This is a genomic window from Lysinibacillus sp. UBA5990 (genome assembly GCF_002429815.1).
Taxonomy (GTDB): Bacteria; Bacillota; Bacilli; order Bacillales_A; family Planococcaceae; genus Lysinibacillus; species Lysinibacillus fusiformis.
This window is the reverse complement of the sequence record NZ_DJAY01000001.1, coordinates 118051-138545: the sequence shown is the minus strand read 5'-3', so window position 1 is coordinate 138545 and position 20495 is coordinate 118051. Positions and strand designations below refer to the sequence as shown.

General features: G+C 37.1%; 17 protein-coding genes. 6 read left to right on the top strand and 11 right to left on the bottom strand.

Features of this window, described 5'->3' with window-relative positions:
- Positions 1–43: 43 nt before the first annotated feature.
- The 4 genes from lpdA to pdhA are packed head-to-tail and all read right to left on the bottom strand — an operon-like array spanning position 44 to position 4943.
- The gene (gene lpdA / locus B3D94_RS00595) at positions 44–1459 is read right to left on the bottom strand and encodes a dihydrolipoyl dehydrogenase (protein ID WP_008174014.1); all 1416 of its coding nucleotides are present in this window, start codon (positions 1457–1459) and stop codon (positions 44–46) included.
- A 5-nt stretch (positions 1460–1464) separates the two neighbouring features.
- Positions 1465–2799, bottom strand: a complete 1335-nt coding sequence (locus tag B3D94_RS00590; protein ID WP_069480235.1) for a dihydrolipoamide acetyltransferase family protein — start codon at positions 2797–2799, stop codon at positions 1465–1467.
- 47 nt (positions 2800–2846) lie between these two features.
- Complete coding sequence (locus B3D94_RS00585) at positions 2847–3824, bottom strand: alpha-ketoacid dehydrogenase subunit beta (RefSeq protein WP_012293094.1); 978 nt, start codon at positions 3822–3824, stop codon at positions 2847–2849.
- Between the two features lie 3 nt (positions 3825–3827).
- Positions 3828–4943, bottom strand: coding sequence for a pyruvate dehydrogenase (acetyl-transferring) E1 component subunit alpha (gene pdhA, locus B3D94_RS00580; RefSeq protein WP_012293093.1), 1116 nt, complete (start codon positions 4941–4943; stop codon positions 3828–3830).
- Between the two features lie 394 nt (positions 4944–5337).
- Between pdhA and def the strand changes: the two genes are divergently transcribed.
- The gene (gene def, locus B3D94_RS00575) at positions 5338–5895 is read left to right on the top strand and encodes a peptide deformylase (RefSeq protein ID WP_193831090.1); all 558 of its coding nucleotides are present in this window, start codon (positions 5338–5340) and stop codon (positions 5893–5895) included.
- Between the two features lie 65 nt (positions 5896–5960).
- Here the strand turns inward: def and phnX are convergent, their stop codons facing one another.
- Genes phnX through B3D94_RS00550 form a run of 5 tightly spaced genes read right to left on the bottom strand, consistent with a single transcriptional unit; the run spans position 5961 to position 11227 of the window.
- A complete protein-coding gene (phnX, locus tag B3D94_RS00570; RefSeq protein WP_083244606.1) occupies positions 5961–6764 on the bottom strand; it encodes a phosphonoacetaldehyde hydrolase in 804 nt (267 codons plus the stop codon).
- Complete coding sequence (gene phnW, locus B3D94_RS00565; RefSeq protein ID WP_291753434.1) at positions 6754–7854, bottom strand: 2-aminoethylphosphonate--pyruvate transaminase; 1101 nt, start codon at positions 7852–7854, stop codon at positions 6754–6756. The genes phnX and phnW overlap by 11 nt, the downstream gene beginning before the upstream one ends.
- A 13-nt stretch (positions 7855–7867) precedes the next feature.
- Positions 7868–8854: an extracellular solute-binding protein gene (locus tag B3D94_RS00560; protein WP_193831087.1), complete on the bottom strand. Its 987-nt coding sequence runs from the start codon at positions 8852–8854 to the stop codon at positions 7868–7870.
- Positions 8851–10482, bottom strand: a complete 1632-nt coding sequence (locus B3D94_RS00555) for an ABC transporter permease subunit (protein ID WP_291753431.1) — start codon at positions 10480–10482, stop codon at positions 8851–8853. Before B3D94_RS00555 ends, B3D94_RS00560 begins: the two co-directional genes overlap by 4 nt.
- On the bottom strand, positions 10475–11227 hold the full coding sequence (locus B3D94_RS00550; protein WP_193831085.1) for an ABC transporter ATP-binding protein: 753 nt from the start codon (positions 11225–11227) through the stop codon (positions 10475–10477). The genes B3D94_RS00555 and B3D94_RS00550 overlap by 8 nt, the downstream gene beginning before the upstream one ends.
- Before the next feature lie 151 nt (positions 11228–11378).
- Here B3D94_RS00550 and B3D94_RS00545 point away from each other — a divergent pair, with 151 nt between their 5' ends.
- Complete coding sequence (locus tag B3D94_RS00545; protein WP_193833595.1) at positions 11379–12146, top strand: DeoR/GlpR family DNA-binding transcription regulator; 768 nt, start codon at positions 11379–11381, stop codon at positions 12144–12146.
- Between the two features lie 52 nt (positions 12147–12198).
- Here the strand turns inward: B3D94_RS00545 and B3D94_RS00540 are convergent, their stop codons facing one another.
- On the bottom strand, positions 12199–12969 hold the full coding sequence (locus tag B3D94_RS00540; protein WP_291753427.1) for a Cof-type HAD-IIB family hydrolase: 771 nt from the start codon (positions 12967–12969) through the stop codon (positions 12199–12201).
- A 433-nt stretch (positions 12970–13402) separates the two neighbouring features.
- On the opposite strand from B3D94_RS00540, the gene B3D94_RS00535 reads away from it, so the two are divergent.
- The 3 genes from B3D94_RS00535 to B3D94_RS00525 all read left to right on the top strand — a co-directional run bounded on the left by B3D94_RS00535 (position 13403) and on the right by B3D94_RS00525 (position 16426).
- Positions 13403–13612, top strand: coding sequence for a DNA-dependent RNA polymerase subunit epsilon (locus B3D94_RS00535; protein ID WP_008174035.1), 210 nt, complete (start codon positions 13403–13405; stop codon positions 13610–13612).
- A gap of 5 nt (positions 13613–13617) precedes the next feature.
- Positions 13618–15285, top strand: a complete 1668-nt coding sequence (rnjA, locus tag B3D94_RS00530; protein WP_291753424.1) for a ribonuclease J1 — start codon at positions 13618–13620, stop codon at positions 15283–15285.
- Between the two features lie 337 nt (positions 15286–15622).
- On the top strand, positions 15623–16426 hold the full coding sequence (locus B3D94_RS00525) for a serine/threonine protein kinase (protein ID WP_291753422.1): 804 nt from the start codon (positions 15623–15625) through the stop codon (positions 16424–16426).
- A gap of 46 nt (positions 16427–16472) precedes the next feature.
- Here B3D94_RS00525 and B3D94_RS00520 read toward each other — a convergent pair whose 3' ends face one another.
- Positions 16473–17306, bottom strand: coding sequence for a TetR/AcrR family transcriptional regulator (locus B3D94_RS00520; protein ID WP_258267884.1), 834 nt, complete (start codon positions 17304–17306; stop codon positions 16473–16475).
- A gap of 99 nt (positions 17307–17405) precedes the next feature.
- Between B3D94_RS00520 and B3D94_RS00515 the strand changes: the two genes are divergently transcribed.
- Positions 17406–20495, top strand: a complete 3090-nt coding sequence (locus tag B3D94_RS00515) for an efflux RND transporter permease subunit (protein WP_069480224.1) — start codon at positions 17406–17408, stop codon at positions 20493–20495.

Genomic DNA, 20495 nt, shown 5'->3' with positions numbered 1-20495 from the left:
GGCTACAAAGCATTTGCTTTATAGCCGTTTAAACGGTTTTACATTATTTTTTTGCTACAATGTGAATTGGGTTGCCAAGTAATACTTCAGCAGCTTCCATTGTAATTTCCCCTAATGTTGGGTGAGCATGAATTGTTAATGCGATATCTTCAGCAGTCATTCCGCCTTCAATTGCTAAGCCCATTTCAGCGATCATATCAGATGCACCAGCACCTACGATTTGAGCACCGATTAATAAGCCATCTTCTTTACGAGCAACAAGCTTCACGAAACCTTCTGATTGGTTTAATGCAAGAGCACGACCATTTGCTGCAAATGGGAATTTCGCTGCAGTGTATTCGATACCTTCTGCTTTTGCTTGTTCTTCGTTGTAACCAACTGTCGCCATTTCTGGATCTGTGAAACATACAGCAGGTACAGCAAGATAATCAACAACTGATTTTTCACCAGCAATTGCTTCCGCAGCAACTTTACCTTCGTAAGAAGCTTTATGTGCAAGCTGAGGACCAGCAACAATATCACCGATTGCATAGATATTTGAAATATTTGTACGACATTGTTTATCAACATTGATTAGACCGCGTTCACCGAATTCAACACCGATTTCAGCAAGGCCCATTTCATCAGTATTTGGACGACGACCTACAGTTACTAATACGTAATCAGCTTCAACTTTTTTCTCTTCTCCGCCAACTTCATAAGTTACAACTACGCCGTTTTCAGTTTCTTCAACGCCTTTTGCAGATGCGTTTACTTCGATTTCAACGCCTTTCTTTTTAAGGCCTTTTTTCACGATTTGAGTCATTTGTTTTTCGAAGCCAGCTAAAATATCTTTTCCGCCTTCAATAATTGTTACTTGTGAGCCAAGGTTTGCATAAGCAGATCCTAACTCTGTACCAATGTAACCTCCACCAATTACTACTAATTTACCAGGTACTTCTTGTAAAGAAAGTGCACCAGTAGAATTTAGTACGCGCTCAGAGAATTTGAATGTAGGAATTTCAACTGGACGAGAACCTGTTGCAATAATGACATTGTTAAATGTGTAAGTTTGAGCAGATTCACCATTGATGATACGCACTGAATGAGCGTCAACGAAATAAGCTTCACCTTGTACAATTTCAACTTTGTTCCCTTTAAGTAAGCCTTCAACACCGCCAGTTAATTTTTTAACAACGCTGTCTTTAAATGCTTGTGCTTTTGAGAAGTCTAATTTCACATCAGAAGCGATGATTCCCATGTCATCTGAATGTTTGGCTTGCTCAAAACGGTGACCTACTGAAATTAATGCTTTTGATGGAATACAACCTACGTTTAAGCACACACCACCAAGTACATTTTTTTCAACGATTGTTACTTTTTGGCCAGTTTGAGCTGCACGAATTGCTGCTACATATCCTCCAGGACCTGAACCAATGACAAGAGTATCTGTTTCGATTGGGAAATCTCCTACTACCATTTTTGTTACGCCTCCATTAATAATAATTCTGGCTCACTTAACAAACGCTTCAAGTGATTTAAAGCATTTTGCGCAGTGGCTCCATCGATCATACGATGATCAAAGCTCAATGATAATGCTAACACAGGTGCGGCTACAATTTCACCATTTTTTATTACAGGTTTTTCTGAAATTCGACCAATACCTAGAATTGCTACTTCAGGATGGTTAATTACTGGCGTAAACCATTGACCTCCTGCAGAACCAATATTCGTAATAGACATAGATGCACCTTTCATTTCATGTGGCGCAAGTTTACTTTCACGGGCTTTAGTCGCTAACTCATTGATTTCATTTGACACTGCAAATACAGACTTGCGATCTGCATGCTTGATAACTGGGACAAGTAAACCTTTTTCAGTATCCGCTGCAATACCAATATTGTAGTAATGCTTTTGGATAATTTCTTGTGTTGCATCATCTAATGAGCGATTAAATTCTGGGAATTCGCGTAATGTTGAGATAAGTGCTTTCACCACATAAGGTAAGTATGTTAATTTAACACCTTTTTCAGCTGCGATATCTTTGAATTTTTTACGATGCGCTACAAGAGCTGTTACATCGACTTCATCCATTAGTGTAACATGTGGAGCTGTTTGTTTCGAGTGTACCATTGCTTTCGCAATCGCTTTTCGAATACCAGACATTTTCTCACGAGTTTCTGGGAATTCCCCTTCAAGAACAACTGGTGCTGCTGAAGTAGTTTCTTGTTGAACCGCTTCCTCAACTGTCACTCCAGTTGCTGATTCTGTCTCAACAGTACCTTCACCATTTAAGAAGTTTGTAATATCTTCTTTCAAAATACGACCATTTTTGCCTGAACCTTTTACTTCACGGATGTTTACGTCGTTATCGCGTGCAAATTTGCGGACAGAAGGCATCGCAATAACACGTTTTGTTTCATCAACAACTGTTTCAGTTTTTTCAGGTGCTTTCTCTGGTGCTTTTTCCTCTTTAGCAGGAGCTTTCTCTACGTTCTGACCAGATTCAGCAGTTGCTTGAACTTGTGCTTCAGTTTTCTCTTCAGCGTGACTATCACCTTTTAGCTTTAAGTCTTCATAGCCAGGTGCATCCAATCGGATTAAAACATCGCCTACAACGGCAACTGTTCCTTCTCCTACTAAAACTTCCTCTACTGTTCCTTCAACTGGTGAAGGTATTTCTACTACTGCTTTATCATTTTGTACTTCACAAAGAATATCGTCTTCTTTTACTGTATCTCCAGCCTTGACGAACCATTTCACGATTTCGCCTTCGTGAATTCCCTCGCCAATATCCGGTAATCTGAATTCAAATGCCATGTGTACCCATCCTTTCTATTTACTGATGTTCAAGTTTAGAAGCTTCATTAGAATGTTAAAACTTTTTTCGCTGTTTCCATTACATCTTTGTAGTTTGGTAACCAAACACCTTCAGCTTGTGGGAATGGGTACACAGTATCTGGTGCAGCCACACGCAGAACAGGCGCTTCTAAGCTTAAAATTGCGCGCTCAGTAATTTCTGCTACTACATTTGCCGCGATACCTGCTTGTTTTTGTGCTTCCTGTACAACGATTGCACGACCTGTTTTTTCTACAGATGCAATAATTGTTTCGATATCAATTGGTTGAATTGTACGTAAATCAATTACTTCAACAGAATGGCCTTCTTTTTCAAGTTCTTCTGCAGCCTTTAAGCTTTCATGAACCATTAAACCGTAAGCAACAATTGTTAAATCTTTACCTTCACGTTTTACATCCGCTTTTCCTAGTGGAATTTCGTATGCTTCTTCTGGTACTTCTTCACGGAATGAACGGTAAAGTTTTAAATGTTCTAAGAAAATAACTGGGTTGTCGTTGCGAATAGATGAAATAAGTAAACCTTTTGCATCGTAAGGTGTTGATGGTACAACTACCGTTAAACCTGGTTGTGCAGTCATTAAGCTTTCTAAGCTATCTGAGTGCATCTCAGGAGTATGCACACCACCACCGAATGGTGAACGAATTGTTACTGGTGCGTTATATACGCCGCCACTACGGTAGCTCATACGTGCTAATTGACCACTAATTGAATCCATTACTTCGTAAACGAAGCCGAAGAATTGAATTTCAGGAACTGGACGGAATCCTTGTAGAGAAAGACCGACAGCTAAGCCACCAATACCTGATTCTGCTAACGGCGTATCAAAAACGCGGTCAACTCCGAATTCTTTTTGTAGGCCTTCTGTCGCGCGGAATACCCCACCGTTGACACCTACATCTTCCCCGAATACAAGAACGTTTTCATCATTCTTTAATTCTGTGCGAAGTGCATCTGTAATTGCTTGAATCATCGTCATTTGTGCCATAGGTTATTTCGACTCCTTCTCTTTATAGATTTCATACTGTTCTTTTAAATTAGATGGCATTTCGCCTTTATACATGTTTTCCATCAGCTCTGTTACTTTTTGTTTTGGAGCAGCATCAGCTTTTTTGATGGCTTCTTTAATTTCTTCTTTCGCACGCTCAATTACTGCTTCTTCTTTCTTCTCATCCCATAATCCTTTTGCTTCTAGGTATTTACGGAAGCGTACAAGTGGGTCTTTTTGAGCCCATTCATTATCTGTATCAGAAGTACGGTAACGCGTTGGGTCATCCCCAGCCATTGTATGTGGGCCATAACGGTAACACATTGTTTCAATTAACGTTGGACCTTCACCATTAATAGCGCGTTCACGTGCATCACGAGTTGCTACGTAAACTGCAAGCGCATCCATTCCATCTACTAAAATACTTGGTAAACCTGCTGCCACACCTTTTTGAGCAATTGTTTTTGCAGCAGTTTGTAGTTCACGCGGTGTAGAAATTGCATATTGGTTATTTTGTACAATGAAGATCGCTGGAGATTTAAATGCACCTGCAAAGTTAATACCTTCATAGAAGTCCCCTTGTGATGAACCACCATCACCTGTATATGTTACAGCAACAGCTTTTTTCCCACGCTTTTGAATACCTAGTGCAACACCTGCTGCTTGAATATATTGAGCACCGATAATAATTTGAGGAGCTAGAACATTTACACCCTCAGGAACTTGGTTCCCCATAAAATGTCCACGAGAGAATAAAAACGCTTTATCTAAAGGTAAGCCATGCCACACGATTTGTGGAACATCACGATACCCTGGTAAAATCCAATCCTCTTGTTCTAATGCAAAGTGTGAAGCAAGCTGAGAAGCTTCCTGACCAGCCGTTGGTGCATAGAAACCTAAACGGCCTTGACGGTTCAGTGAGATTGAACGTTGGTCTAAAATACGTGTATAAACCATACGTGTCATTAGTTCAACTAATTCTTCATCGGATAATTTAGGATCTGCCTCATTATTTATAATTTCGCCTTCTTCATTCAAAATTTGAAACATTTCAAACTTATCTTCGATTTCAGTTAGCGTTTGTTTAGCATCAAAAATATTATTGTTTTTCTTGCTCATTTGTCACATCTCCCTTTCAGCTGTATTAAAATAAATCACCTTTTTGACTAGTACAACTTATTCTTGACACTCAGTATACTGAATAAAATACTGTCGGTCAATCATATATTACGGCTATAAACAAAGATTTTTTCTAAAATAACATTTAATCATCCCTGTCCTATACTGTATTACCGATATCAAAAATCTGTATTAGAACACCATATTTACACCTTGTAATTGTTAAGTTTTCCAACAGGTTTTCCAATAGTAGAATACCCCATTCTAGAAAATCTAATAGCATTCGAAAAATTTTTTGAGTATATTCAAATAAGGTCTTTTTTCATGTGATTGTTTTTAGACGTGATGTATACTTGTAAATAGAGCACTACAAAGATGAAAGGAAGATTACTATATGATTTTAATGGATGATATTATCCGCGAAGGTCATCCGACTTTACGCACGAAAGCTGAGGAAGTTAAATTCCCTTTATCTGACGAAACAAGACAGCTTGCTGAGGATATGCTTCAGTACTTAATTAACAGCCAAGATCCTGAAATGGCAGAAAAATATAATTTGCGTAGCGGCATCGGCTTAGCTGCCAATCAAGTGAATAGTCTACAGCGTATGTTTGCACTTCATTTGCAAGATGATGCTGGTGAACAATTAAGCTTTGTAGCCATAAACCCCAAAATTGTCAGCCATTCAGTTGAAAACACATACCTTTCTGCTGGTGAAGGTTGTCTTTCAGTTGATCGTAATGTCCCTGGATACGTCCCACGTCATGCACGCATTACAGTAAAATTTAAAACCATAGATGGCGAAGAGAAGAAAATGCGCCTTAAAGGATTGCCTGCCATCGCCTTTCAGCATGAATTAGATCATTTGAACGGTGTCATGTTTTATGACCGTATTAATGAGAAAAATCCATTTGCTGATATTCCAGAGTCAATTCCTTATGAGCGTGACTAAAAGCAAATCAATAAAACAAACCTCAGCATTTATGCAGAGGTTTGTTTTTTCTATGCTCTCAATTTTTATTCGTTCGATTCATTTGCTAGCTCTTCATTTATCTTATTAATTAATATAGGTAGGTCTTTCATCGTTTCAATGGTATAGTGTGCACCAGTCTTCTCAAAAATACGTTTTGTTTTTTCAATGACTTGTTGTTGTTGTTCAGCAGTTAAAGCTAGGAACTCTTCTTCAGCCAGTCCCATTTCCGAACTTCCAATAATAACACCCACAGCCCAAACACCTGCATTCAACGCTTCTTTTATATCTGACGTTGTATCGCCGACCTTTACAACTTGCTTGGTTGATTTCGCTCCTAATGCCTCCATATTTCTGAAAATCATATATGGGTATGGTCGCCCCTTATCACTCACCTGTGTCGGAGTTACTAAAAAATCTGGTTGATAGCCCTTCGTAGCAGCATGTTTTGTTACGACTTCCATCATGGAATCTGTGTAGCCTGTAGTAGAACCAAATCGAATACCGGATTCTCTTAATTGCTGTACAGTCGCTGTCACATGCTGAATAGGATTTGTGTAGGTCGCCAAAGATTCCATTAACTTCGACTCAAATTGATTGTATAGAACATGTACATCTTCCTCCGTAAAATGCTGATGATGAACTCGTTTCCATTCTTCATTAATCCTTGGCATTTCAAGCATCGTACGAATATGATCAATTTTCAGCATGCCCATAGGTTTACGAGCTTCTTCAAGGGTTACTGTTACACCAGCATCTTCAAAAATCGTTAAAAATACATTTACAGGGGCAAAGCAACCAAAATCAACGGCCGTACCTGCCCAATCCAAAATTACTGTTTCAATTTTCATTATTTTTCACCACCATGTAATTTTCAATGACTTCACATAAGGCCTGCATATCTTTTTCATATATATCACCAATATTACCAATACGGAATGTATCTACATCTGTCAGCTTACCAGGATATATGACAAATCCTTCCTTCTTCATTTCAAGATAAAAATGTTCAAAAGAAAACTCTTGATGTGGGAACAAATAAGTTGTAATAATCGGTGATTGTAGCTCTTGAGAAATATAGGCTTCGAACCCTAATACTAATAAACGAGAACGCAGTAATTGATTATTATCCGCATATCGTTGGTAACGTGCGTTAACTCCGCCTTCTTCCACTAACTCTTCTAGCGCCTTTGCAAAGGCCGCTACTACATGTGTCGGCGAAGTAAAACGCCACTTCCCATCCTTTTTCATTACTTCCCATTGACTATATAAATCTAATGCTACACTGCGAGCTTGTCCTTTGCATTTTTCTAATACCCTTGTTTTAGCAATGACGAACCCAAACCCAGGAACGCCTTGAATGCATTTATTCGCACTACTAATACAAAAATCAATATGCAAGTCGGATACATCCATTGGTACACCACCAAAGCTACTCATAGCATCCACAATAAATGTTTTGTTGAAAGAATGAACAACTTCTCCAATTTCTTTAATTGGATTTAAAATACCAGTAGTTGTTTCACAGTGCACAACCGCCACATGTGTAATGCTTGCATCTTTTTCAAGTAAATCTCGAACTTCTAATGATGATGGCTGTTCATTATAAGGGACACTATAAACGACATGTGCCAACCTCAACACTTTAGCCATTTCTACGATTCTTTCACCATAAGCGCCATTCGTTATAATTAGCAATTTATCATCTTCCCCAATAGCTGTTGTCAACACCGACTCTACAACAAAACTGCCACTACCTTGCATTAGTACTGCTGTGAAATTAGACTCATCGACTTGCGCTAAATTTAAGAGTTGTCTCCGAATCACTTGTGTCACATTTTTATAGTCGTCATCCCATGTACAGCGATCTTTTAACATTTCCTGTTTGACTGTCTTAGTAGTTGTTAATGGTCCTGGTGTTAGTAATTTATAGTCGCTCATCTTCTATAGCTCCTTATTTTTGCGCTTCTTTAAAGAAAGCTTGATGTTTTTCTAATAAGTCCACTGTCAATGTAGTATCCCACTTTTTAATGTGTGCTGGCACATGCTCAGCCTTAACCTGCTCTCCTTCATAAAGTGCTACCGGATATTGCTCTAATAAATCATTTCGAGCCTCTGTTGCAATTACCTTTGCCATTTCTTTGGCTAATGTTTCATCTCCTTCTTTATCTACAACAGCTACTGATTCTGTTAGCGTAAAGTTCCCCTCTTTTGGGTCAATATATTCTATTGGTAATCCTTCTTTCTTGGCATCAATAGCTTGAATACGTAAACCAAATCCAGCTGCTACTTCACCAGTCTTCACTTTTTTTATTGGACCTGACCCAGAGCTTTCAATATGAGGTCCAGCATTTTTAATTAAATCTGCCAAAACCCTTTGCCCCTCTTGCTCACCATATTCTTTAATGATTGCTTGTACTAATAGCCAACCGGTTGAGGAATCCATTATATTTGGGAATGAAACTAAATCCTTAAAGGCAGGGTCTGTCAAATCTTTTATCGTTTTTGGAACAGGCAAGCCCTTTTGTTGCAAAACATCCGTATTAATAAAAATGGATCCTACATTTCCTAAAATCGGCAATGCATATGTAACATTGCCCTCAAGAGGTTTTAAATCCGAAGTAATATCCGCAAACATGGATTTCGAAGTTTGTGCGCTTTCTATAAAATAAGAAGCCATCGTTACGATATCCGCTTCAATATCTGTTCCTTCAGCCATCATTTTTCCACCCAACTCTGAAGTACCGAATGATTGAATTAAATATTTTCCTTTATAGCCTTTTTCATCTAATGTAGATTCCATTACTTCAATTGCCTCATCATCTGCATTAGAATAAATAATTACTTCATCTTTCGAATCTGCTTCTACCCCTCCACATGCAGTTAAAATTATTGCTGCCACACTAACTGTCCCTAACATCATGACCTTTGATTTTTTCATTTTGAGATCTCCTCCACTTTTTCTTTATATGCTGTTATATAATCACAACCTAATTTCACAATGAGGTTTGTACATAAAATGAATATCGATAGTATGAAAATATCGGTATATTTTGCGAAATGCTGAAGCTCTTTTATTCTTGTCGATACAAGCATAGTCTTTGTGCTGACAAGGAAAATAACGCCACTGACCGTGACCATTGCATTTAAAAAATAGTAGCTAAACATTTGATAAATGGTTGGTCTAATATTCGGCAAGATGATACGTATGACTGTTTTTAACCAAGAATCCTTTAATAGCTCCGCTGTCACTTCCCAGGTTGGGTCCATCTTTTGTAATGAATTTTTGGCCATTAAATAAGGAGTTGTAAAGAAATGCACAATATTACAAGCGATAATGATGAGAAATGTACCCTTTAATGAACTTCCATTAAAGAAAAACAAATACGATAGACCAAGCACCATTCCTGGAACTGTGTTAGTGATCATTGAGGCAAGATCTAAGCTTTTTCTTCCTTTCAATGGCGTTCTGGCATTAAGAAGGGCAGACATAAATGTGATGATTACACCTAAAACAGCTGTTAAAACTGCCACGATAAGTGAATTAACATAAACCTTTGTTAAATCTTTCTCCGCTAACACATTTTGAACATGTTCAAATGTAAAGCTGAAATCATAGGGATAACCCTTCGTAAATGGAACGATAAACATGGTTGAAAAAATGATCAATACGACTGCAACAGAGGCAATTGAATAGGCCGTAAACAGTGCGTCACGAAAACGATGTTTAACAAGTTCACTTTTCCCCACCTGTTTATAATGAAAATTAAAGCGTTCTAAGATCGTTAACATGACGACGCCCAGTATAGCTGGGACAAGCATTAACACTGAAATAACTGCACCACGCTCAAAATGCACGATAGAACCTAGCATAGCTTGATAAAGTTCAGTGGCAATCACCCTATAATTTCCGCCCACTGATGCGGGGATTCCGAAATCTGTAAAGCTTAAAATAAATGTTAAAATAAATGCACCACCAATCGTCCCAAGCATCGGACGGAATACCGTATGATAAAAACGACGGAGCGGACGATCATGCATTAACATAGACACGAGCAAAAATCGTTTATCGATATATTGCATAGAGTTTTGCATGAGAATAAAAGCGACTGGCAATGTGTATAAGATGTAGCCTATCACCAATCCGTTATATCCATAAATCGTGAAAAGTGGTTGTCCAGCTAATCTTGTTAGGATTCCTTGATTACCAAATGTATAAATCAACACGAAGCCATAGGTGATAGTTGGCAATAGCATAGGCAACGTAATACCTATCTGTACTAGCTTTTTTGTATGGCGATGCATCGTTGTAAAATGAATAGCGTAGGCCAATAAAAAAGCTAAAATAGTCGTAATGACCGATGCCACAAAAGATACTTTAAAGCTATTGAAGAAAGCATCACGGATTTCTACATTTTTTAAAGCATCTATATAATGTTGAATGGAAATGTCATTTCCTACTTTAAAGGACTGCCAAAACATATAAATCAATGGCACAATTAAAAAGAATAGGAGAAATAATAGAATTGGCAGAAAGATTAATTTCATCATGTTATTCGTTTTAAGCATATGTTTCTCCAAACAATTGATAGATATTGTGTCGCTTTATATGAAGCTGTCTTAAAATAAAGTCCTCAATAAATGAATTTTTTGGTGCCTCTACGATTTCATGTGGTGTGCCGAATTGAGCGACCGTTCCTTCATTTATGATCAAAACTTTATCCGATAAGGTTAGCGCTTCTTCTGGATCATGTGTCACAATAATCGTCGTCAAATTAAATTCATGAGCAATTGACTTAATACGTTCCTTGATAGATTCCTTAATGACTCCATCAAGTGCACTTAACGGCTCATCTAGCAAAAGTATTTTGGGCTGCATAACAAGCGTTCTAGCAATAGATACACGTTGCTTTTGGCCGCCTGATAATTCGTGAATCTTTTTATGCAGATGGGGAGTCAGTTCTAAAAAATCTATATATTCCTGTACCTCTTCTTTTGACATTTGACTATTTTTATTTTTCAACCCATATACAATGTTGTCGTAGGCATTTAAATGAGGGAATAGCGCAAAATCCTGAAAAACAATATTGAAGCCTCTTTCTTGCATGGATTGCTTCGATATATCTTGCCCATTGTAGATCAGCTGACCACCCGTTTGCTCTGCAAGACCTAAGATGATATTAAGCAAAGTAGTTTTGCCGCAACCACTCGGCCCTAATAAAGATATGATTTCACCTGATTCGATGGTTACATTGATATCTACTAAAACTTGCTTATTTTTATAGCTTTTTGAGATATTTTTTAGTTCTAACAAATTGGTCACCTCTCTCAGTTCTTAGCTTTAGTATAGTGACCATTTGTAAAGGAAAATGCGTTTTTGTGTAAATGTTGAGTAAATTATGACCAACTGTTGACAAAGTCATGCATACTTTGAGTAAATATCTAATAGAGGTGATGAAATGTATATGATAGAAAGACAACAGCAAATATTACAATTTGTAAGACAGCATAAGGTTGTAAAATTAGTAACACTAACAAAAGAATTCAATGTCTCGATGGAAACAATTCGTCGCGATATTCAACAGCTAATGCAAGACAAGAAAATTGAGAAGTTTTATGGGGGAATTAAATATATTGAACCTGTAGAGGGACTAATTGATCAACGACTACATGAACAGCTAACAGAAAAAATCGCAATCGCCAAAGCAAGTGCTTCTCTTATTCAAGATGGAGAATGTATTTTTATCGATAGTGGAACAACTACATATCAAATGACACCATTTTTATTGGACAAGAAAAAATTAACAGTCGTGACAAACTCATTGCCTGTAGCTTTCGATCTAATCGGCTCTAATATTGAAGTTATACTGCTCGGTGGAAAAGTGCGTCACTCCGAAAAATCGGTGACATCGAATGAATTCCTATTCCACTTCGAACACCTAAATATTAATAAGGCTTTTATTTGCGCTAGTGGGGTATCTCTTGAAAAGGGGATTTCTGACTTTAATCTAGAAGAAGCTATTACTAGAAAAAAAATTATTTCCATCTCTCAAACGGTCTATGTTGCTACTGATTCCTCAAAATTTAACAAGGATGTAGCCATTCAAGTATGCCCCCTTGAAGAAGTAGATGTCATTATTACAGACAACGCACTGTCTAAAAAAACGATTCAACATTTTTCAGATAAAGGTATTGAAATAAAACTAGTGAACGCTTCTGAAGAACACCAGTAATTTAGCAAAAAAAACAACTAGTTGCTAAGTTTGACAACTAGTTGTTTCTTTATTATATGATGGCAAGCTTGCGCATTATTTTAGCGAGACCATCTTCGTCTACATGATCGGCAATATGATGTGCAATAGCCTTCACTCGTTCATGACCATTTCCCATCGCAACACCTGTCCCAACCGCTTGCAGCATTTCTATATCATTAATGCCATCTCCAAAAGCAATTGCATCCTTTAATGTGATCCCCATTTTATCCAATACTTTTTCAATTCCTACCGCCTTCGAGCCGCCCTTTGGCAAAATATCGCAAGAATACGGATGCCAACGGACAAATTGGACATTCGGAAACATTTCACAATATAAAGGTTCATCTTTTTCTTCCATAAATATAAGTGTTTGATATACATCGTTCTGCATATAATAGGATGAATCCAATTCTGGATAAGGATATCTAAGTGTATCCAAGCTTTCTGCTACCATCATATGATCACTGACAGATGCAATCATCCGTTTGTCATCTAAAAACACTACTGGTTCATTACGTGCGTCACCAAAAGCAATAATTTTAGCTAATTCTTCTTTTTCAATACCATTCGTATAGACAACCTCACCCTTGTAAACAACATACTGCCCATTGAAAGACACATACGTATTAATATCAAGTTCTTCTAGTAATGATTCAATCATAAAAGGCGCACGACCTGTAGCAATCGCCAATTCATAGCCATTACTGCGTGCTTCCAAAAGAGCACTTTTTGCAGATTCAGGTAATTTTTTTTCGCTGTTATAGAGAGTGCCATCAACATCAAAAAACAATATTTTATTCATTTTATAATCCCTTTCTATAAATATTACCCATCAAGGTGAATGACTTTACATAGACAATAATTTTTATTATAATGATCCTAAGGAGTGATGTGCCATGCTGAAGAAACTAAAACGAAAATTGTTGAAGCAACTTCGTGGCGTACTCGGAAAAAAATCAATTGCCTAACATTTGCCCTTCATTATTTGAAGGGCTTTTCTTTATTTTAGAGGAACTGCGTGATAATATAAAGGAAATGCATTTATTTGGCTATACGCAACCACTGTCTCACTACTTCCTATTCATTTTATAACATAGTGCACAACCGACGTATTGAGATACAAGGACTACAAACGTACATTTCTTCTTATAAGAAATTCGTTGTTTTCTTGTAGCACGTGTGTGGTAGTAGTCAAAGGTGCAATAAAATTGTACGCAATTAAAGGAGAGCAAACTATGATTTACAAAGTTTATTATCAAGAAAAAGCAAATGAGATTCCAGTTCGCGAAAATACTAAAAGTCTATACCTTGAAGCTGCTTCAGAACGAGAAGTACGTCAAAAGTTAAAAGACCGTAACTACAATATCGAGTTCGTTCAGCTGCTTGAAGGTAACTATTTAGAGTACGAACAAGCAAGCCCGAACTTCATCTTGGAGGAAATTTAACAAACATGAAGTTTGTTAAAAATGACCAAGCAGCTGTTTTCGCGCTCGGCGGACTGGGCGAAATCGGCAAAAATACTTATGGCGTTCAATTTCAAGATGAAATTATTTTAATTGACGCTGGCATTAAATTTCCAGAAGATGACTTACTCGGCATTGACTATGTTATTCCTGACTATACGTATTTAGTACGTAACGTCGATAAAATCAAAGGACTATTTATTACACATGGACATGAGGACCATATTGGCGGTATTCCTTACCTTTTACGTCAAGTGAATGTCCCAGTCTATGGTGGTAAGCTCGCACTTGGCTTATTACGTAATAAATTAGAAGAACATGGCTTGCTACGTACAACTAAACTCATCGAAATTAAAGAAGATGATGTAGTTAAATTTAGAAAAACTTCTGTTAGCTTCTTTAGAACAACTCATAGTATCCCTGATGCTTATGGAATTGTTGTTAAAACACCACCTGGTAATATCGTTCACACAGGTGACTTTAAATTCGACTTTACACCTGTTGGCGAACCGGCCAATCTAACAAAGATGGCCGAAATTGGACGAGATGGCGTACTTTGCTTACTATCAGATAGCACAAACGCTGAAAAGCCTAATTTTACAATGTCAGAGCGAACAGTCGGCAAAAGTATCGATGAAATTTTCCGTAAAGTGGATAGCCGAATTATTTTTGCTACTTTTGCGTCAAATATTCACCGTTTACAACAAGCAACAGACGCTGCTATAAAATATGGAAGAAAAATTGCTGTCTTTGGTCGCTCAATGGATAATGCGATTACAATTGGGCGTGAGCTTGGTTATATTAACGCGCCAAAAGATACATTTATTGATGCTCAAAGCATTAATCGACTTCCAGCAAATGAAGTAATGATTTTATGTACAGGCTCACAGGGTGAACCAATGGCTGCATTATCACGTATTGCCAATGGTACGCATCGTCAAATCCAAATACAACCTGGTGATACAGTTATTTTCTCTTCTTCACCGGTTCCAGGTAATACTGTGAGTGTCAATAAAATCATCAATTTATTGTTCCGTGCAGGTGCAGAAGTTATTCATGGTGCTTTAAACAATATCCATACTTCTGGTCACGGCTCACAAGAAGAACAAAAATTGATGCTACGTTTAATGAAACCTAAATTTTTTATGCCTATCCATGGCGAATACCGTATGTTAAAAATGCATACGCACTTAGCGGAAGATTGCGATGTACCACTTGAAAATACATTTGTTATGGAAAATGGTGATGTATTAGCATTAAGTGCCAATGAGGCACATGTGGCTGGTCGCATCCCTTCTGGTGATGTTTATATCGATGGTAATGGTATTGGAGATATCGGCAATATTGTGTTACGTGATCGTCGCATTCTTTCTGAAGAAGGCCTAGTTATCGTAGTCGTAAGTGTCGATATGGAAAATCAAAAAATTGTTTCAGGTCCTGATATCATTTCCCGTGGCTTTGTCTACATGCGCGAGTCAGGTACGATGATCAATGAAGCACAAAAAATGCTTAATCGTCATCTGAATGAAACCATTCAAGGCAAAACTCCTCAATGGACAGAGCTTAAAAACGAAATTACAGACGTTTTAGGTCCTTACCTCTTCGAAAAAACAAAACGTCGTCCAATGATTCTACCGATTATTATGGAGGTTTAGCCTCATGGAAAGAAGCTATGTACTATGTACATAGCTTCTTTCTTTTTGCTGGACATAAAAAGGTGAATTGTAAATTTACTTATTTTTCATCTTTTTTTGAAACCTCTTTTTTTATTTTTGCGTATATAGTAATAACAACATCAAAAAGGAGCGTTTTTATGCTAGATAAAATTCTTCATTCCTTACTCAATGGTAAATCCAAACGTCATTATTCTTCATCAAGCAGTCGTCGCAAATATTCTAAACGCCATAACTATTATGGTCATAAGCATTATAAACGTAGTTCTCGTAAAAGCTCACGTAGTTTTTTCAGCTCTTTAAGTTTTTTCAGTAGCTAATGTGGTGGAAACGACTTTCAGAAAACAACTTTGATCATGCCGTAGAGCTTTTCATAGCTGAGCATCCCGATTTCACGTTTAAAAAATTTCTGGGCTTTGGCTCATATGGTCGTGCGTACTTAATTGAAAATTGCTCATCAAAAGGTCTGTTCGTCTTAAAATGCCTACGTCCTAAGCATCGTCATCACCAAAAAACGATACATAAATTCAGGCAGGAAATTCAAATTCTACAACAATTATCATTGCCGAATATACCTAAAATCCATTCGACTGGAACTATTCAAGATGTGCCTTATTTTATAATGGACTATATAAACGGTCAAACCTTTGAACAGCTTATTTTTCAAGAAGGTATTAAATTTACCGTCGCTCAGTCACTTGAAATAACAAAACAGCTTTTAGAACAAATTATCCTGCTACACAATCATGGAATTGTCCATCGGGATTTGCGTATACCTAATATCTTATTAGTCGATCAACAATTACACATTATTGATTTTGGACTCGCAACAACATTACAAAAGGCAGTCGATGTTTCTTCCATACAAAACCCGAAGCGAGCTGAAAATCATATTAGCGATCTATATTTCGTTGGCCATTTCCTATTGTTCTTACTTTATTCAGACTTCAAACCAAGTAAAAAGAAAGAGGACGCTTGGCAACAAGAATTGAATTTACCAATTGAAACGAAGGATTTTCTCGAACGATTATTATGGATTCAAGACCCTTTTAGTAGTGCATTAGATGCGTGGCGATCAATGCCCCATTTACTAACATCTTCCATGCATTCGAAAGAAAAATAAAAAATAGAATTGTTCACCACTCTAAAGTGAACAATTCTATCTTACTTTAAATATTTAAGTATTTTGCACATACATAAGCAATCCAATGATACGCTGGGTTAAGTCGTAAATTTTCTATTAGTCCCTTTACGATGGCTTTACTGTATGTTGGCTTTTCTATTTCGAGTTTTAACAGCTCCAATGATTCTTTTTCTATAGAAACCTCTATATTATTAATATTTTGTTCAATTAATTGCAGTAACATTTCCTGTGAAATGTCTTGTTCGCAAGGCTTCGCAATAAAAGTAACAAGTTCCTCTGTAATAAATGGTATCGTCGTATGACGTGCAATAATATCTGTTTTCTCTGCTAAAGATTTCGCAAGTTGTTCTAAATCAAGAGGCATATCTGAAAAGATAAACAGTTCCGCATAGCTCTTCATAAAACCTTTTATACAATACATAACATCGTATTTTGTTTTTTGTAATTTATCCTGATACAGTTGCTCCAGCATATAAATGATAGATTTAGACATCTCTGCTTCATACGCTGTTATTTTATAAAAAAGCTCTTTTTTTGTTAGAAAGACCTTTTCGTTAAAAAATACCCTAGCAGACGCAGAATGTTCTTTGAATGCCTTGAAGATACTTTTATAAAATTCAACCAACATCGTTTCTTTGTTATACGTCCCTCTGACTACACGGTCAACATCTGTAATGAAGTGTTGTAAATAGTAGTCAACCATTGAGATAACAAGCTCATCTTTTGTTTTGAAGGATAAGTAAAACGCACCCTTAGAAATCCCACAACGTTCTGTTATTTGCTGTACTGATGTAGCCTCAAAACCTTGTTCAGAAAATAATTCTAATGCTTTCTCCATAATTAATTGCTTTTTTAACATATTTTTAACTCTCTCCTAATGCATTTCGTTGACAAATGACCGATTAGTCATTAGTATAAATAATTGAATTTAGTTAGTCAATAAAGGGTAGGTGTGAAGGTGAAAGGTTTAGTTAATTTCGTATTGAAAAACAAATTGGCAGTGTGGTTATTAACAATTATCATCACTGTCTCTGGTATTTATTCCGGTACAAGAATGAAAATGGAATCTATACCTGATATCTCGATCCCATACTTAATTGTCATGGGCGTATATCCTGGTGCAACGCCTGAACAAGTCATGAATGAGCTTTCCATCCCATTCGAGAAATCTATAGAAAGTTTAGAAGATGTGAAGGCAGTTTACTCAACATCCTCTTCCAACGTAGCACAAGTGCAAGTTGAATACGACTATGGCATTGATATGGATGAAAAAAAGCGTCAGTTAGAAGCAGCTTTAGATAATTTAAAATTACCTGAAGGTGCTCAGGAGCCAACTATTATGGCCATCAGCATGAATATGATGCCAGTAGTAGCTTTATCCGTAAGTAGTTCTAAGGAAGACATTGTCGATCTTACTTCCACAGTAGAAGATGTTTTACTTCCTAAAATTGAAAAAATTGATGGTGTTGCCTCTGCAACCATCACAGGTCAGCATATTGAACAAGTATCATTTAAATATGATGAAGAAAAAATGGCCGCATTAGGTTTAACAGAGGAATCAGTCAAGCAAATGATTCAAGCAAGTGATATGTCATTGTCACTTGGTTTATATCAATTTGCTGTTGGCGAACAAGCTGTTTCCGTAGACGGTAAAGTAAAGTCCGTAGATGAATTAAAAGATTTATTAATTCCAGTCACACCTTCAGCAACAAATCCTTCACCATTCGTTCGTCTAGGTGATATTGCAAAGATTGAAGTAGAAGGTAAAGTACAATCTGTGTCCCGTACAAACGGTCAAGATGCTATTGCAATTCAAATCGTTAAGGGTCAAGATGCTAACACTGTAACTGTTGTCAATGCAGTTAAAGACCTTATGAAAGATGAAGAAAAACGTTTAGATGGCCTAAACGTAGATATCTCTCTTGACCAAGGTGCCCCAATTGAAGATTCTGTCTTTACTATGATTGAAAAAGCAGTATTTGGTGGTGCAATTGCTGTATTAATCATCTTGTTATTCTTACGAGATTTCAAATCAACAATTATTTCAATTGTTTCGATTCCAGTTTCAGTTTTCATGGCATTACTACTGCTAAACTGGATGGATATTACATTAAACATTATGACCCTTGGTGCGATTACCGTTGCCATCGGACGTGTTATCGACGACTCGATTGTAGTTGTTGAAAATATATATCGCCGTATCCATTTAAAACAAGAAAAATTAACTGGTCGAGCATTAATTCGTGAAGCAACAATTGAAATGTTTAAACCGATTCTTTCGTCAACATTAGTGACAGTGGCTGTATTTGCTCCACTTATTTTTGTAGGTGGTATGGTTGGTGAATTATTCATGCCATTTGCACTGACAATGACGTTTGCATTAGGTGCATCATTATTAGTAGCAATTACAATTGTACCTGCATTATCTCATTTCTTATTCCGTAAGAAATTATACGGTGAGAAAAAAGAAAGCCAGCATAAAGAAGTTGGTAAACTAGCAACATGGTACAAAGGTGTGTTAGAAAAAGCTTTAAATCATAAAATTATTACGTCTCTAATTGCTATTTTCTTACTTGTCGGTTCACTAGCGTTAACTCCTTTAATAGGATTTAGCTTTATGGGATCACAGGAAGAAAAAGTTATGTACCTAACATATACCCCTTCAACTGGTGAGCTTGCAGATGAAACTGCGGCTAATGTTGAAAAAGTAGAAAAAGAATTAATGAAACGTAAAGATGTTGATATTTTACAAGTTTCCATTACAGATGCGAACAATGTCGATCCATCGGCAATGATGATGGGCGGAGGCGCTGGCGGTGCTTTAATGTACCTGATCTTTGATCCAGATATGAAAGACTTCCCTAAAGCTCGTGAAGAAGTGGAAGACTATGTATTTAATATCGGTCAATCAGGAGAATGGAAATCTCAGAATTTCTCTTCGATGTCTATGTCTTCAAACGAAGTAAGCTACACACTATACAGTGATGACTTAGATAAACTACGAGATGCTGTAAATCAAGTTGAAGGTGCTTTAAAAGATGTGGATGGTCTAGAAGATATTAAATCTGATAATGAAGATCCATATGTAGAAAATGTACTAAAAGTAGAACAGAAAAATGTCCTTCAATATGGTTTAACAACTGCTCAAATCGTGATGGCTTTAAATGCAAATACATCACAAGAAGTTTTAACAACGGTGAAAAATGATGGAAAAGATATTGATGTCATTGTTCAACGTGATGCCAAAGCAGCTGCGACTTCGCTTGATGATGTTTTAGCAACTGAAATTAAAACAGCATTAGGCACAACGATGACTATTGGTGAGCTAGTAGACGTTGAAGAAGGTACGACTCTTAACTCACTATCTCGTTCAAAGGGTGAATATTTCGCAACTGTATCCGGTACGATTATCGGCGATGATATTTCAAAAGCAACCTCTGCTGCCGATAAAAAAATTGATAAATTAGATTTACCAAAAGGTGTAACAACAGGTGTTGCTGGTGTTGCTGCAGATATGCAAGAAACATTCACGAAGTTGGGTGTTGCTATGCTAGCGGCAATAGCGATTGTATACTTCATTTTAGTTGTTACGTTCGGTGAAGGTTTAGCTCCGTTCGCTATCCTATTCTCACTTCCATTCGCCGTAATCGGTGCATTTGTTGGTTTATTCGTAACAGGTCAAACGATTTCTGTTTCTGTTATGATGGGTCTACTGATGTTAATCGGTATCGTCGTGACGAACGCCATCGTATTAGTTGACCGTATTATTCATATGGAACATGATGGTCTTGTCATGCGTGAAGCTATTCTAGAAGCTGGTGCTACACGTTTACGTCCAATTCTTATGACAGCAATTGCAACAATTGGTGCGATGGTTCCTATGGCACTTGGTTCAGGTGGTAGTGGATTAATATCAAAAGACTTAGCCATTACTGTAATTGGTGGTTTATTATCTTCCACTCTATTAACATTGGTTGTTGTACCAATTGTGTATGAAATGCTTTCAAAAATGTTAAAGAAAAACCGTAAAGATACGGAAGAAAATTAA

Bases quoted from the DNA above. Each gene is read 5' to 3' on its own strand.
- lpdA (WP_008174014.1), bottom strand. From the start codon at position 1,459: ATGGTAGTAGGAGATTTCCCAATCGAAACAGATACTCTTGTCATTGGT.
- B3D94_RS00590 (WP_069480235.1), bottom strand. From the start codon at position 2,799: ATGGCATTTGAATTCAGATTACCGGATATTGGCGAGGGAATTCACGAA.
- B3D94_RS00585 (WP_012293094.1), bottom strand. From the start codon at position 3,824: ATGGCACAAATGACGATGATTCAAGCAATTACAGATGCACTTCGCACA.
- pdhA (WP_012293093.1), bottom strand. From the start codon at position 4,943: ATGAGCAAGAAAAACAATAATATTTTTGATGCTAAACAAACGCTAACT.
- def (WP_193831090.1), top strand. From the start codon at position 5,338: ATGATTTTAATGGATGATATTATCCGCGAAGGTCATCCGACTTTACGC.
- phnX (WP_083244606.1), bottom strand. From the start codon at position 6,764: ATGAAAATTGAAACAGTAATTTTGGATTGGGCAGGTACGGCCGTTGAT.
- phnW (WP_291753434.1), bottom strand. From the start codon at position 7,854: ATGAGCGACTATAAATTACTAACACCAGGACCATTAACAACTACTAAG.
- B3D94_RS00560 (WP_193831087.1), bottom strand. From the start codon at position 8,854: ATGAAAAAATCAAAGGTCATGATGTTAGGGACAGTTAGTGTGGCAGCA.
- B3D94_RS00555 (WP_291753431.1), bottom strand. From the start codon at position 10,482: ATGCTTAAAACGAATAACATGATGAAATTAATCTTTCTGCCAATTCTA.
- B3D94_RS00545 (WP_193833595.1), top strand. From the start codon at position 11,379: ATGATAGAAAGACAACAGCAAATATTACAATTTGTAAGACAGCATAAG.
- B3D94_RS00540 (WP_291753427.1), bottom strand. From the start codon at position 12,969: ATGAATAAAATATTGTTTTTTGATGTTGATGGCACTCTCTATAACAGC.
- B3D94_RS00535 (WP_008174035.1), top strand. From the start codon at position 13,403: ATGATTTACAAAGTTTATTATCAAGAAAAAGCAAATGAGATTCCAGTT.
- rnjA (WP_291753424.1), top strand. From the start codon at position 13,618: ATGAAGTTTGTTAAAAATGACCAAGCAGCTGTTTTCGCGCTCGGCGGA.
- B3D94_RS00525 (WP_291753422.1), top strand. From the start codon at position 15,623: ATGTGGTGGAAACGACTTTCAGAAAACAACTTTGATCATGCCGTAGAG.
- B3D94_RS00520 (WP_258267884.1), bottom strand. From the start codon at position 17,306: ATGTTAAAAAAGCAATTAATTATGGAGAAAGCATTAGAATTATTTTCT.